Annotated in this window: 13 protein-coding genes and 1 tRNA gene; 12 read left to right on the top strand and 2 right to left on the bottom strand. The window is 52.5% G+C overall.

What is annotated here, in order from left to right:
* The first annotated feature begins 16 nt into the window (after positions 1–16).
* The 9 genes from argH to L0665_RS03975 all read left to right on the top strand — a co-directional run bounded on the left by argH (position 17) and on the right by L0665_RS03975 (position 8,915).
* Positions 17–1,501, top strand: coding sequence for an argininosuccinate lyase (gene argH / locus L0665_RS04015; protein WP_274924420.1), 1,485 nt, complete (start codon positions 17–19; stop codon positions 1,499–1,501).
* Entirely contained in the window at positions 1,501–2,730 is a 1,230-nt protein-coding gene (gene gatD, locus L0665_RS04010) for a Glu-tRNA(Gln) amidotransferase subunit GatD (protein ID WP_274925714.1), read from the top strand. Before argH ends, gatD begins: the two co-directional genes overlap by 1 nt.
* Positions 2,720–4,555 (top strand): Glu-tRNA(Gln) amidotransferase subunit GatE, encoded by a 1,836-nt coding sequence (gatE, locus tag L0665_RS04005; protein WP_274924419.1) that lies wholly within the window; start codon positions 2,720–2,722, stop codon positions 4,553–4,555. The genes gatD and gatE overlap by 11 nt, the downstream gene beginning before the upstream one ends.
* A gap of 68 nt (positions 4,556–4,623) precedes the next feature.
* The gene (locus tag L0665_RS04000) at positions 4,624–4,917 is read left to right on the top strand and encodes a DUF5350 domain-containing protein (protein WP_274924418.1); all 294 of its coding nucleotides are present in this window, start codon (positions 4,624–4,626) and stop codon (positions 4,915–4,917) included.
* 69 nt (positions 4,918–4,986) lie between these two features.
* Positions 4,987–5,343, top strand: a complete 357-nt coding sequence (locus L0665_RS03995) for a hypothetical protein (RefSeq protein WP_274924417.1) — start codon at positions 4,987–4,989, stop codon at positions 5,341–5,343.
* Positions 5,330–5,857 (top strand): nitroreductase family protein, encoded by a 528-nt coding sequence (locus L0665_RS03990; RefSeq protein ID WP_274924416.1) that lies wholly within the window; start codon positions 5,330–5,332, stop codon positions 5,855–5,857. The genes L0665_RS03995 and L0665_RS03990 overlap by 14 nt, the downstream gene beginning before the upstream one ends.
* Positions 5,858–5,870: 13 nt before the next feature.
* Positions 5,871–6,212 (top strand): DUF555 domain-containing protein, encoded by a 342-nt coding sequence (locus L0665_RS03985; protein WP_274924415.1) that lies wholly within the window; start codon positions 5,871–5,873, stop codon positions 6,210–6,212.
* Entirely contained in the window at positions 6,209–7,102 is an 894-nt protein-coding gene (locus L0665_RS03980; protein ID WP_274924414.1) for a carbohydrate kinase family protein, read from the top strand. Before L0665_RS03985 ends, L0665_RS03980 begins: the two co-directional genes overlap by 4 nt.
* Positions 7,103–7,169: 67 nt before the next feature.
* Positions 7,170–8,915 (top strand): DUF2070 family protein, encoded by a 1,746-nt coding sequence (locus L0665_RS03975; RefSeq protein WP_274924413.1) that lies wholly within the window; start codon positions 7,170–7,172, stop codon positions 8,913–8,915.
* A gap of 156 nt (positions 8,916–9,071) precedes the next feature.
* On the opposite strand, the gene L0665_RS03970 is transcribed toward L0665_RS03975, so the two are convergent.
* Both L0665_RS03970 and L0665_RS03965 read right to left on the bottom strand, forming a co-directional pair.
* Positions 9,072–10,667, bottom strand: a complete 1,596-nt coding sequence (locus L0665_RS03970; protein ID WP_274924412.1) for a response regulator — start codon at positions 10,665–10,667, stop codon at positions 9,072–9,074.
* 509 nt (positions 10,668–11,176) lie between these two features.
* Positions 11,177–11,848, bottom strand: coding sequence for a hypothetical protein (locus tag L0665_RS03965; RefSeq protein ID WP_274924411.1), 672 nt, complete (start codon positions 11,846–11,848; stop codon positions 11,177–11,179).
* Between the two features lie 225 nt (positions 11,849–12,073).
* On the opposite strand from L0665_RS03965, the gene L0665_RS03960 reads away from it, so the two are divergent.
* From L0665_RS03960 to L0665_RS10850, 3 genes are all read left to right on the top strand, one after another.
* Positions 12,074–12,709: an Hsp20/alpha crystallin family protein gene (locus L0665_RS03960; protein WP_274924410.1), complete on the top strand. Its 636-nt coding sequence runs from the start codon at positions 12,074–12,076 to the stop codon at positions 12,707–12,709.
* Between the two features lie 319 nt (positions 12,710–13,028).
* A tRNA-Leu gene (locus L0665_RS03955) sits at positions 13,029–13,113 on the top strand.
* Between the two features lie 311 nt (positions 13,114–13,424).
* A complete protein-coding gene (locus tag L0665_RS10850; RefSeq protein WP_420847045.1) occupies positions 13,425–13,616 on the top strand; it encodes a type II toxin-antitoxin system HicA family toxin in 192 nt (63 codons plus the stop codon).
* Positions 13,617–13,727: the final 111 nt, after the last annotated feature.

Here is a 13,727-nt window from a genome sequence, read left to right as displayed (position 1 = left end):
AGGAGTAAACTGAAATATGTCGAGCGATCCGGTGAGGAGGGGGCGGCTTACGGGCGGACGGCCCGCTGAAGTGGCTGCCTTCCTCTCGTCAATGGATGCAGATCGGTGGATTGCTGATGCTGATATCAGGGTGGATGTAGCCCATCTCCTGATGCTGGACCGTCAGGGGATCATCGAACGGGAAGCATCATCAGCGGTCATGGCCGCACTGCTTGGAATGTATGAAAACGGTGTCCCGGAGACGGTCTTTGATGACGAGTACGAAGATGTGCACGCCGGAATTGAAGCATGTCTTATCGCTGCGTCAGGGATGGATAAGGGCGGACGGCTTCACATGGGGCGGTCCCGGAATGACGAGGTGGCAACCTGCATCCGTATCCGTCTGCGTGAAGAACTGCTCTCACATCTGGAGGGGTTAGCAAATCTCCGTGCCGCACTTCTGGAGCAGGCGGCAAATCACACGGAGACGGTGATGCCGGGATTTACCCATCTCCAGCATGCCCAGCCCACGACACTCGGGCATTACCTTATGGCCTATGAACAGGCACTCTCCCGCGACTTTGAGCGTCTGGTTGATGCCTATATCAGGGTGAACCGGTCCCCTCTCGGTGCGGCGGCGTTTGCCTCCACCGGCTACCCGATTGACCGTGAGATGACAGCGGAACTCCTTGGGTTTACTGACCTCATGCTCAATACGATGGATGCGGTATCTGCCCGCGACTTTGTGATTGAGACAGCTTCCGCATGTACGATTCTCATGTCCACCCTCTCCCGGATGGCAGAGGAGATTGTGCTCTGGAGTTCCTCCTTTGTGCGGTTTGTCACACTGGACGATGCATACTGCTCAACCAGTTCGATTATGCCACAGAAGAAGAACCCGGACACTGCAGAGATCATGCGGGGCAAAAGCGGTGTTGTGGCGGGAGCCTTCACGGCAGCGTTCACAGCGGTGAAGGGACTTCCGATGAGCTATAACCGTGACCTGCAGGACGTGACTCCCTCCCTCTGGCGGGCAGTGTCTGAGTCCGGTGCCTGTGTCGGTATCGCCTGTGGTATCATCAGCACTGCCACCTTCAATACAGACCGGATGCGTGAAGAGGCAGGCCGGGGCTTTTCAACGGCCACCGAGCTTGCGGATGTACTCGTACGGGAATTTGGTCTGCCGTTCAGGGAGGCTCACAATATTATCGGCCGTGCTATCAGGAGCGGTGTCATTGATCTTATCGTTCTTGAAGCAGCAGCACAGGAACTCTCCGGCATCTCCCTTGTGGAGCGTGGCCTTACTGAGGAGCGAATAAAAGAGGCGCTGGATGTGGATGTCAGTGTGCGGATGCGCAGTGCACCCGGCGGTCCGGCACCGGAGACGGTGGCAGGAGCAATCACAATGCGGAACCTCGCCCTCGAAGAGGACCGGATATGGGTCCGTTCAGAACAGAAACGTCTGCAGGATGCAGAAGATACAATGATCCGGGAAGCACGGAAACTGGTTGATAAAATATGATGGAATCGGGAACGCAGGTTGTCTGCAGATATGCAGGTACAGACCTTGCAGGTACATACATTACTGACCGCGACGGAATGGCGGTCATTAAACTGATCAGTGGATACAATATCGGTGTTGACCCAACATGCCTGACCGTGGTCGCACCGGCAGAGATAACAGAGGGAGTGGGAATGGTCGTTGAACAGGACACCACCCTCCCACAGCTTTCAATCATCTCCACCGGGGGAACGATTGCGAGCCGCGTGGATTACCGGACAGGTGCGGTGACAAGTCAGTTTACGGCCGATGACATCATGCGTGCGATTCCCGGTCTTGCGGATATCGCTCAGTTCCGCTCAGAGGTGCTCGCAACGATTCTCTCAGAGAATATGACGCCTGCTATCTGGCAGACCCTTGCAACAAGCATCTGCAACGAGATTAAAAACGGTGCCGAAGGAGTCATGGTGACCCACGGGACTGATACACTGGCCTACTCCGCTGCCGCAGTCTCCTTTATGCTCGACACACCGGTGCCGGTGGTCTTTGTCGGGTCCCAGCGGTCTGCTGACCGGCCGTCCAGTGACAATGTGATGAACGGCCTTGCGAGTGCTGCTGCGGCAACCTCAGACCTTGGTGAGGTGACAGTCGTCATGCATTCGTCCACCAATGACGACACCTGTGCCATCCACCGGGGAACGCGGGTACGTAAGATGCACACCTCGCGGCGTGACGCCTTCCAGAGTATTGGTATGGCGCCGGTGGGGTCGGTTGCCTATCCGTCCCTTGATGTGACGCTCTCAAAGGATGCGGTGCGCAGGCGGCCGGACACCGAGCCGGTGCTTTCCGCCCGTCTCGAGGAGAAGGTCGGGCTTGTCACGTTCTATCCCGGTATGAACCCGGACGTGATTCATGCGTTTGATGGATACCGCGGCCTTGTTGTCTCCGGCACCGGCCTGGGGCATACCTCAGTTCCGGTGATTGAGGCGCTGCGTTCGTTAACGGATGCAGGGACGGTTGTGGTGATGACCTCCCAGTGTCTCAACGGCCGCGTATGTGACCGTGTCTATGACACCGGGCGAGACCTTCTCGCGGCAGGTGTTGTAGAGGGTGAGGATATGCTGCCTGAAGTGGCCTACGTCAAACTGATGTGGGTTCTCGGGCAGACGACAGATACCGAAGAAGCGGCCCGCCTGATGGCAACGCCTCTTCGTGGTGAGTTTGGGAGGTGTTCATACAATGGATTTTGATTATGCAGCACTGGGCCTGAAGGCAGGCATTGAAATTCATCAGCAGCTCGACACGGCAGAGAAACTCTTCTGCCACTGTCCGACCGTCCTGCGGGATGTGGAAGAGCACACCGGTGAGTTCTTCCGCTATCTCAGGGCGACGGTATCCGAGATGGGTGAAATTGACCGGGCCGCCCGTGAGGAGATGATGGTCATGCGCCCGTTCTCCTACTACGCGTATGATACCACCTGCCTTGTGGAAAACGACGAAGAACCGCCCGCACCCCTGAACCCCGAGGCGCTGGCGTTGTCTCTGACCATTGCAAAGATGATGGGCATGACACCGGTCGAACAGGTGCATGTGATGCGCAAACTGGTCATCGACGGCTCGAATACGAGTGGGTTCCAGCGGACCGGTCTTGTGGCACTCAACGGTTCGCTTCCGACAGGGGAGCGGATTGAATCCATCTGCCTTGAAGAGGAGGCAGCCCAGCGGATTGAGGGTGACTCGTTCTCCCTTGACCGTCTGGGTATTCCTCTGGCTGAAATTACCACCGCCCCTGATATGCATACGCCGGAAGCGGTGCATGATGTTGCGGCCTACATCGGGATGCTGCTGCGTTCGACGATGAAGGTGAAACGTGGCATCGGCACCATCCGGCAGGATGTGAATATCTCTATCCGTGAGGGTTCCCGTGTTGAACTGAAAGGGGTACAGGAACTCCGGCTCATTGAAGAAGTGGTCCGCCGTGAGGTGCAGCGTCAGGTGAGTCTCGTTGCCATCCGGGATGAACTTCTTGCACGGGGTGCCTCGGTGGATGAGGAATCTCATGATGTGACCGCTCTCTTTAAGGATACGGGTTCATCCATCCTGAAGCGGGCAAAAGTGATTCGTGCAGTCTGTCTCCGTGGATTCAACGGTCTTGTCGGCTGTGAGATTCAGCCCGGCCGACGTCTGGGAAGTGAGATGTCCGACTATGCAAAGAAATGCGGTGTGGGAGGACTCTTTCACACCGATGAACTGCCTGCATACGGCGTCACCGAAGATGAGGTTGCCTCGCTGAAGGAAGCGGTGGGTGCAGGGCCAAATGACTGTGTCATCCTTGTCGCGGACACAAAGAAGCGGGTCACCTGTGCGATTGAGCAGATCAAACGGCGTGCAGAGATGGCCCGCGAAGGTGTGCCTGAGGAGACCAGGAAGATGCTTGAGGAGGGCAGTTCAGCATATATGCGGCCCCTCCCTGGTGCTGCACGGATGTATCCGGAGACGGATGTGTTGCCGGTTGTGGTGACAGATGCGTATTATGACGCTCTCCTGCTCCCGGAACTCCTGACGGAGAAGGCAGACCGGTATGTGCGGGATATGGGACTGGACGCATCCCTTGCCCGCCAGATGGTCTACTCCAGGTTGTGTGGACTCTTCGAGGAAGCTGTCAGCCGGGGTGTGAAGTCCTCTCTTGCAGCGCACACCATTTTGGGAACCCTGAAGGAACTCTCCCGTGATGGTGCTGATGTTTCTGCAGTGCCGGGTGAAGCGCTCACTGATCTTCTTGTGCGCGTGGAGACAGGAACGGTTGCGAAGGAAGCCATCCCGCCGGTTATCCGTGCCCTCTCGGAAGGGGTGGATATTGATGCTGCTATCAGCACCGTCGCACCGTCTGTCAGCAGGGAAGAGGTGCGTGCAACCATCTGCGCTGCTATTGCAGATCGTGAAGCGTTTGTCCGTGAACAGGGCATGCGTGCGGTTGGGCCCCTGATGGGGGTTGTGATGAAAGAACTTCGCGGACGGGCAGACGGCAAAGTTATATCTGAATTGTTGAAAGAGGAAGTGGGAAAGGTAGTCTGAGGGGGGGGTCACCCCTCTCTCGGTTACATTTATCCGTTTCCCTGTGTTAATTAGTAAGGAGTTGTTCTATGGGAAAAACTGGTACCACAAAATGGACGCAAATTAAAAGCGTATCGGGTCAGGTCAGACTTGTCCCGGGAAAGGAGACAAATTATAAGAAACCCGGTCCAAACCAGCGGTTTAAAACTGGAAACCAGCTTAAGAAAGCACTGAAGGCATCACAGGATGATGGCCGCAGGGGTGGACGCAGTGGAGGACGCGGTGGACGTAATGCACGTGGCCGTGGCAGAGGGCCTGAGAATGATCCTCGCTTCCGCAGGAGAATTCGCCGCTCCCCGGCTTCCATTAAAGGCTCCAAATAGATAATATTGATAGTGGGGTGATAGGATTACCCCTCCCATTTTTATATGAGTTTATCGGTAGGTTTTGTGATGAATGCAAAAGAAGCAGTTGCAGAGTATCAATTTTCTGAGCGGTCAAAGTCCGAACTTATCGCCGCATCACAAATTGTTGCAACGCTGTATGATTATAAAGGGGCAGAGAAAGTCGCTGCAAAACGCGTGACGACGAACTTTCTGGAACTCTTCCGGTCGAATCTTATGCTTGGATTCAATGTGACGAAGAACATAAATTTCCAGAAGGCAGCAGACTGTGTGAGTGAGGCAATCTCCCGTATTGAGTCAGACAATTTCGCTGAGGCATCCCAGAAGCTTGGTGATGCAGTAAGCTTTACCACGACTCCCGCACAGGAAGCATGGGAGTTCCTTTCTAACAATGAATTCATCTGAGTTTTTCGGATTTTTACGGACACGTTCATCTGTCCGTGAGTATTCGGACGAAGAACTCACATCTGAAGAGATAGCAGCAGTCCTCCTTACGGTGGAACGGGCTCCTTCTGCGGGCAACCGCGAGGCGTGGGATGTTGTTACAGTAACAGATGTGAGTGTCAGGGAAGGTCTCTCTGACGCGGCGTTTCAGCAGCAGCACCTGATTCAGGCACCCTGTGTCTTTGTCGTGTGTGCGAATTATGTGCGTTCGATGTCACAGTATGGGGAAAGAGGCATTCTCTATGCGGTGCAGGACGCAACGATTGCAGCGACATATATGATGCTTGGTGCACATGCGGCAGGTCTTCAGACCTGCTGGACGGGTGCCTTTGATGAAGAAGCGGTTCGTGAAGCACTGGCACTTCCTGAGCATATCCGTCCGCTGGTTCTGCTTGCGGCAGGAAAAGGTCATCTGCCACCGTCAAACGCCGGCAGGATGCCCATCGGCGAGCACGTACACGAAAATATCTGGTAAGAGGTAAGAAACAATGAGTGATTATCACGTTATACTGGAATCCGGATGGGTTATTCGCGATGTGGATACCCTTGACGATGCCATTGGCATTGCAATATCCGAGGCTGGAAAACGGCTGAACCCGAAGGCCAAGTTTGTTGAGATTGAGATAGGACAGGCAATATGCCCGTTCTGTGAAGAAGAACTGAATAATGCCCTTATTGTGGCAAATATTGCACTTGTGGGGCTGACGCTTGAGATGAAGGTCTTTAAGGCAGAGTCTGAAGCACATGCAGAACGTATTGCAAAATCTATTGTCGGCGACGCACTGCGTGACATTCCGCTGAAGGTTCTCGAGGTTGAACTGATAAAATGATCTCAGTTGTGGGTCACACCACCACTGATCATCTCTTTACGGTTCCTGAACTGATTGCAAAGAACCATTCTACATTTATTACTGCACACAAGGTCCTCTACGGCGGCGGTGCAGCAAATATTGCAGCAGGCATTGCCACATTGGGCGGTGTTGCAGAACTGGTAACAGCAGTCGGCGGCGATTTTGCCGGGAGCGAGTATGATCACTGGCTGACAAAGCTCGGGGTGCTGCGACGGTTTATTGTAAAACCGGATATGCACTCTTCGACCTGTTATCTCTTCAATGACGGGACGGATGATCAGGTCACCTACTTTGAGTGGGGGGCATCAGAAGCACTCAACGATGCTGAAGCGCCGACTCTGGACCGTGTGCATCTTGCACCCTCTGAACCGGATTTCTGTGTCCGTGTTGCAGAGAAGGCGTCCTGGGTATCGTTTGATCCGGGGCAGGACCTGGTGCGGTTCTCCCGTGATCAGATTGCCCAGATTCTGAAGCGAACAGATCTCCTGTTTGTGAACCGTCACGAGGCTGAAGGCATCTGTGCAATCGGCGGGTTCTCCCGTGAAGCACTGATTGCGATGGTGCCGCGGGTGATTATCACCATGTCCGGTGAAGGAAGTCTCCTGTATCAGGACGGAGAAGAGGTGCATGTGCCGGCAATACCGGTGACGCTCGCTGATCCGACGGGTGCAGGCGACGCATTCCGTGCCGGTTTTCTGACGGCGGAAAAACGGGGGTACGACCCGGTGACGGCAGTTGAAATTGGCACAACAGCGGCTTCGTTTGTGGTGGAAAAAGCGGGGTGCCAGACAAATCTCGCCGACTGGGAACGGATGGCGGCACGTTACCGGACGCACTTTGGGGAACTCTCGTCTGTTCCTCTGCCCTGAAAATATATCATATCCCATATATAGACACTGATCAAATCTAGGTAGATACTCTCCGGGGATGAAGAATTTGACAGAAAAAGGTGGAAATTCTACACTGGAGGACCTCTCCCGGTACATTTTTGCAGCGCCTGCATGGCCGCGTTCGGTTGCAATTATGATTCTTTTGGGGATTGTTATTGACGGGGCGGGTTTCATTGGCGGGCGGAATTACCTGTTGGTATTCGGATTTCTGGGATATGTGATTCCCGCACTTTTTGCGTTTGTTGTAACAAAACCTCTGGTTGAATTCTTTGGCGGGAAGATTACGTGGAACCGTTCGGCCCTCCTCTCGATGTCCTGTATGGTCTTCCAGGTAATTGTAAGTTTTTTGCTGTTATTTCTGCCGTATCCGAATCTTTACCCCGTGGTCTTTGCGGTGGCACTTGGTGTGGTCTTTGCGACCCGGCTGATTGTGCTCGCCGCCATCGCTGATTACCGGATGAAACGGATGGTGCCTGCGGCGGCCCTCCAGAGCATTGCGGCGGCAGCGGCAGGAGCGTTCTATTTCGGGATAGATTTCCTGTATTTTGTCCTTGCGTTGCACCTGCTCTTCGGGTGCGGAGTGCTGCTCTTCCTCTGGCTGGTGGAACGCCCCCTGAAAAAGAATTTCCGTATCAGCGCCCTGCATTTCATCAATGCGTTCATTGCCCACAATACGGACGGCGACAAGGCACTGGATGATTTCTTTATGGAGATAGGTGAGGATGTCTATGTCCAGCAGGCATCTATTTTCTTTTCCCGTGAGGGGCGGGGGGATATCACGTTTACGGTGCCAAACCTGCATCCGGGCCCGATGGGAGAAATAGGTGGTGCGAATCTCCCGAAACTGCTTCATGATATGATTGGCCCGGACACGTTTGTCGCCCATGGGTGTGCGACGCATGACTTCAATCTGGTATCGGAGAGTGAAGTCACCCTGATGGCGGATGCGGTGAAGGCATCCCGGTGTGATGCGGTTTTTGTTCCGAAAGCGACGCCATCAAAACGGTATACCTGCGGGACGGTTGATATCTGTGCACAGGGGTTTGGTGACACTCTGCTTCTGGTCGCGACCCGTTCGCCTGAGATGACTGAAGACCTTGAATATGCCATCGGCCTTGCGGTGATGGCGGAGTGTCGGGGCCATTACCGGCATGTTGCCTTTGTGGACGCCCACAACTGCATGGTGGATGTCACAGAACCGATCGTTGCCGGATCGCTGACTGCGTATGAATACTGGAAGGCAGCAGAGGAAGCATCGGTTGAATGTGCGAAGGTGCCTCTGTCTTCTTTTGAAGCAGGTTCGGGCTACCGGAAAGTGCCCTTTTCCCGTGAGGAAGGGTTTGGCGATCTGGGGATTATGGCACTTGTCATCCGTGTAGAAGGGCAGGTGACGGCCTACGTGCTCTTTGACGGCAATAATGTGGAGCACGGAACCCGTGAGGTGCTGAGGAACCATCTGCTGACGCTGGTGGATGAGTGTGAGATTATGACCACCGATTCCCATGTGGTGAATATGCTCTCCGGCAGGAATCCGGTGGGCTACCGTGTTACGGCTGAGGAGATTGTCCCGTATGCAGAGGATGCGGTCCGGGCGGCGATGGCCGATCTTGCACCGGCAGAGGCGGCGGGCGGCACCGGCTGGGTGGAAGGGGTGACAGTCTTCGGGTCAAACCGTATCTCACAACTTGCGAGCACGGTGAATGCGATGCTCACCTTTGTTGCCCCGCTGGGTCTGGCGATTCTGCTGTTTGCGTTCCTGCTCTCGGTTGTGGCGTATCTGGTGCTGCTGTAGGGATTTTTCCTGTGGGGGGGCAAATGCAGATTCGTGCCTGAACGCTCTCCCGATATTTATCGGGTTGAATCAGTGATATTTGAAAAAAACAGCCCTGCCAGAATGCGAATATCAAGATCGTTTTTTCTGTATGGATGGTATCAAAAAAAGAGGGTTTTATTTTGTATCCGGGATCTGGTATGCCCCGTGCGGCACCGTGATCTCAAATCGTGCCCCATTGCCGGGCTCTCCCGTCTCATGGGTAGTGATGCCGGTGATCGACAGGATCTCTCTTGTGAGGAACAATCCCATGCCGGTATTCTTCCCGAAGCCCCGCTCGAAGATCTTCTCCTTTTCCTCAGGAATAATGCCATGCCCGTTATCTTCGCACACGAGGATCAGATTGCCATTGCGTTCCTCAGCTAAAAACTGTATCGTCGTGATCTTCCCGCCATACCGGACAGCGTTATCCATCAGGTTGTAAAAAACCCTGGCTATCAGTGGGTCAGCGAATACTGTTGCATCGGCAGGGAGATCGTTTTTTACCATTACCTCTCCAAGCGGTGCCTGTTTTGCTGCAGTATCAACGAGTGTGCGGCAGTCCTGCCATGTGGGGGCATTTACCCCGATCCTCTCGTATTCTTTCGTGAACTCGATCATGGAAGAGATATGCTCTGCAGCAGTTGCTATCTCCTGAAAATATGTGTTGGATGAGGTATCGGGCTGCATGTTTTCGAGCATGGAACGAAACTTCATTTCGCTCGTGCGGAGTGCTTCCCGGTCATGGACAATGGCATTCGTAGAATATACTCTCCAGAGGCCGTTTGCCAGGATATTACTCAGGGTAATTATGAGGGATTGGTTCTGAATTTCATGTCCCTGTCGAAAACCGAAGGTGACCCCTCCGTAGAGATTTCCCTCCCTGACCAGCTCGTAGATGGAGATTGTTTGAACCCCGAGGATTTTTTCAATCGCAGTGCAGACCGTTTTCGGCAGAGTACCTCGAGAAATAGCATGTATTCCGCCATCCAGTTTATGAAGTTCCGGTTCTGTGGGCATCGTGTTTTTGTATGCATTGATTACCGCAATCGGTACTTTTAAGGATTCCGGGGCAGCATGGGCCAGTTTGCCGATCTGTTCAAGATGGGGGCCGAACCCTATGAGGGAATGTATCACGACTGCATTCTCATCCGGGTCCCACTTGGACAGCATCAGGTAATTCGCCCCGGATCTGCTGAATACGACATTCCCAAAATAGTCGAGGATTTCAGCGATTGTGCCTGCATTCAGGAGAACCTGGGAAAACTCTGAGATTACTTTCTCTTCCTCAAGCTTTTTCCTCATCTCTTCGTTTAATCGCACTAAATCCTGTTCTGCTAGTTTTTGTGCTTCTTCTGCCTTCTTTCGGGATATGGCATGATCCAGTATGTGGACAAGCTGAGTGAACTGGGATTTTGGCTCTCCTCCCTTCTGGAGATAAGAATTTGCACCGGAATTTAAGGCCTCAATGACAATCTCTTCACGGCCTTTACCGGTAAACAGGATAAATGGCACATCACTCGTTTTCCTGAGGTGTTTTAAGAAGGCGATGCCATCCATCCCTGGCATCTGGTAATCAGAAATTATTGCATCATATTTTTTTGTTTCAAGCACTTCAAGGGCAATTTTGGCAGAAATCACTGTGTCAACAGAAAAATCACCAATTTTCTCGATAAATATCTTTCCCAGATCGAGTAGGGATTCCTCGTCATCAACATACAGGATAGCATACACGGTATCGCGACCTTAAATAGTACTGAACGAACTTCCTATATAAGCATTTATCATTCGCAAAAACATGATTGAATTCCTTTTTACGGTAATTTTAAAAAAAGCTATTCGTAATGCGCCTGATTGTTGTTTTTAAACCAAATTTCATTTGGAAACAGTAAAAAAGGACTGGGACGGGTCCTCTTTTATGGTTCATTTAAGGTAAATAGGATTGCCGCACCCTGTTCGGGGTGTCCCTGAACCCGTTTGTCAGCCCAGACCTTACCTCCGTAGGTTTTGACGAGTATCCTGACGATATATACAGCCCCGGCCCGTACCTTCCGGGTGTGGATAAATTCTTAATAAAATGGACAAGTATCGGAAATTTCAGTTCATGGTTTTTTTCGGGCGGTATCGGTTAACGGGATCTCAATTATACCTTCAGATATATTTGTGACACGTATCAGGATATCAACGTCCTGACTGTGGCGTATCCGGTGCTGTTGTAACAGGCGGATATTCTCTCTTTTTTTTCAGCCGAGCCAATATCCCGGGGTAATTTTTTCGATGAGATACGTGACGGAGCAGTGGGTGATGCCTGACGGCGTTTTTGGTTCATCGGTCTGGGGGAGACACGGCGGATATCCGTTTGCCGTCTCCTGCAGGGTTCGTATGTATGGTGTCTCACTGAATGTGGGTATGAAAAGCGCCCGGGCATCGGGCATGGATTCCCGTATGAAGATGACGGGGATATCTTTGATTCCCATGTGTCTTGCTTCTCTGTCAATCACGGCATATATTTCGTCCCTTGTTTTTGGAACGGTGTCCGCCTCTTTCCAGATGCCGACACAGATGGTTCCCAAGAGATCGTATCCATAGAGGATGACCGGGCCTTTGGGGAAAAAATACTCCGTCATCTCCTCGCGGGTATTGGTGATGATCTGCTCATTTTCGTCCTGCCAGTGCCTCCGGGGCTGTTCATGGGGGGTGGTTTCAATGATGCCCACCCTGGTGACGGTCCCGTCCGTATGGAATACCGGAACATTTCCGTATCCGGCGATGAGACGGTCGGTATAGCATGATGATACCAGATCATAGGGGTTCTCATTCATCCGGTACGCGGAAACGGTGCCAAAGAGGCCGCATGCGAAGCAGAGTATGAGCAGTGCGGGTATCAGGAGAATACAAACGGTGTTTTTATTCATCTCATCTCTCTCCGGCAAAGGTCAGGTGCCTGCGTACGGCCATGAATATTTAGTTCTTTATGGTGAAGCAGGATATATCTTGTGTCCGGGATGAAGTGGTGGATACCGCTGTCTGTACGATGAAAAATCCGTCCTCCTTTCCCCCATTGTTTTTTTTTCTGAATCGGTTTGAGGGAGCGCTCCCGGTTTGGCAAATGCTGTGTATCTTTGATATTTGTGTAAAATATGGGTGTTGTCACGGTATTTGTGCGGGTGATCAAATCCTTTAAATATTTTGTCGGGCATGATCGGGGTATCTTTGCTCTATCCGGACAGTGCCGGGTAAGCAGGAGAGGTGTTGTAAACATGTTGCGAAGACCCTACAGATGGTCAGTCTATGACGAGTTTGAGGAGATGAGGCAGCAGATGGACCAGCTCATGAACTGGATGTCATCTCCTTCTCCATCGTCCCCCCTCGCTCTGGTTGAGGAGGAACACCGGCCGGAGATTGTGCCCCTCTTCCGGGAAGGGGGATTGGGCGGATTCCAGGTGGATGTAACTCAGGATGAGAATGAGGTGATTGTCGCGGCAGACATGATGCCGGGGATTGAAAAGGAGAATATCTCGATGGAGTTAATCTCTCCCCGGGCGCTTCAGATTACCTGTGAGCGCAAAGAAGAACGTGAAGAGAGAAAAGGAGAGGAAGGGGAGGCAGGACGTTTTTACCTTCACGAGAGGAAGTATGGATCGATTTCCCGTGTGGTACCTCTGCCAAAAGCGGTCAATCCTGAGGGTGCGAAGGCTTCCTTCAGGAATGGTGTCCTTGAAGTCAGGCTTCCGGTGAGTTCTCTTGAGTTGCACCGGCAGATTGCGATCGAGTGATGAGGGAGGGTGTCTGCTGAATGGTGGTGGGGATATGACCCCCCTGACCCATTCATCAGAGATTGAAGGAAGTCATCGTTTTGCACCTTTTTCCCCGTTTCACTCCACCACATTTTTAGCCCAGAAAAACAATGTATACTATCTAGTTCTCTGTGATGGAGTGCACTGGACGCATTGAAACAAATTCTCCGGACGAAAGAGGCAGATGGCCGGTGTTTCCATAGGAGGCACGGGGGATTTGCTGGTGGGCCGGTATCCGGAATTTCGGTCTCCGTTTAGGGCCCGGATTTGGGTTCGGTTTCCGTTTCGGTTTTTCTGTGCGAGGGTAGCCAAGCCTGGCCAAAGGCGCTGGACTTAAGATCCAGTTACGCAGGTATTCAAGGGTTCGAATCCCTTCCCTCGCATTTTATTTTGGTTTTAATCGTTTTGTGGTGGGGGTGAATCTATCACGGTTTACGTGATTTCTTTGAACATGCCCTGCTGTTTTTTTGGCAGGATCCATGGCACTGGGCTGCCTTCTTTCCCGGAGATGTGCCAACACTCATGGAACGAACAGAAGAGGCAGCTGAACTGTGTGTTAGCGAATTAAATGAGATTACCGCACCTGGAATTCATTGGACTGCAACAGATAGATGGTATGGTTTGAGTGGGTGCCATGTGGTGGGTGATATGCAATGGGTGATATGCAGCGTATTCCCCACAACCACCCGTAAATATCTGTAAAACACTTGAAAAACCCGGTTCTGTCCAATCACGACAGAAAGGGAGTCATATTTTTTACCGTCACCCGGACGGGCGGACCACCATTGTTCCATTCCACAAAGGAGAGGACATCTCAAAAGGTCCCGGTGCAAAAATCATCCGGGATTGTGAGGTCTCACAAGAAGCATTTTTTGAGGCAGTATGATAACATATACAGCCCCGGGGACCCCTGCTGAAACACGAGGGATACACACAAACCAGCCATACGGGAAGGATCGTAGAGAACCAAAGGATCAGTGCCCCTTCCTGTGTTTAT

The organism is Methanogenium marinum, assembly GCF_028912405.1.
Classification (GTDB): Archaea; Halobacteriota; Methanomicrobia; order Methanomicrobiales; family Methanomicrobiaceae; genus Methanogenium; species Methanogenium marinum.
Note: the sequence above shows the minus strand (reverse complement) of the source record. Positions and strands in the feature narration are given on the sequence as shown.

Excerpts from the sequence above, each read along its gene's own strand:
- argH (WP_274924420.1), top strand. The coding sequence starts at position 17 with ATGTCGAGCGATCCGGTGAGGAGGGGGCGGCTTACGGGCGGACGGCCC.
- L0665_RS03990 (WP_274924416.1), top strand. The coding sequence starts at position 5,330 with ATGAATTCATCTGAGTTTTTCGGATTTTTACGGACACGTTCATCTGTC.
- L0665_RS03960 (WP_274924410.1), top strand. The coding sequence starts at position 12,074 with ATGGGTGTTGTCACGGTATTTGTGCGGGTGATCAAATCCTTTAAATAT.
- L0665_RS03985 (WP_274924415.1), top strand. The coding sequence starts at position 5,871 with ATGAGTGATTATCACGTTATACTGGAATCCGGATGGGTTATTCGCGAT.
- gatE (WP_274924419.1), top strand. The coding sequence starts at position 2,720 with ATGGATTTTGATTATGCAGCACTGGGCCTGAAGGCAGGCATTGAAATT.
- gatD (WP_274925714.1), top strand. The coding sequence starts at position 1,501 with ATGGAATCGGGAACGCAGGTTGTCTGCAGATATGCAGGTACAGACCTT.
- L0665_RS03965 (WP_274924411.1), bottom strand. The coding sequence starts at position 11,848 with ATGAATAAAAACACCGTTTGTATTCTCCTGATACCCGCACTGCTCATA.
- L0665_RS04000 (WP_274924418.1), top strand. The coding sequence starts at position 4,624 with ATGGGAAAAACTGGTACCACAAAATGGACGCAAATTAAAAGCGTATCG.
- L0665_RS03980 (WP_274924414.1), top strand. The coding sequence starts at position 6,209 with ATGATCTCAGTTGTGGGTCACACCACCACTGATCATCTCTTTACGGTT.
- L0665_RS03995 (WP_274924417.1), top strand. The coding sequence starts at position 4,987 with ATGAATGCAAAAGAAGCAGTTGCAGAGTATCAATTTTCTGAGCGGTCA.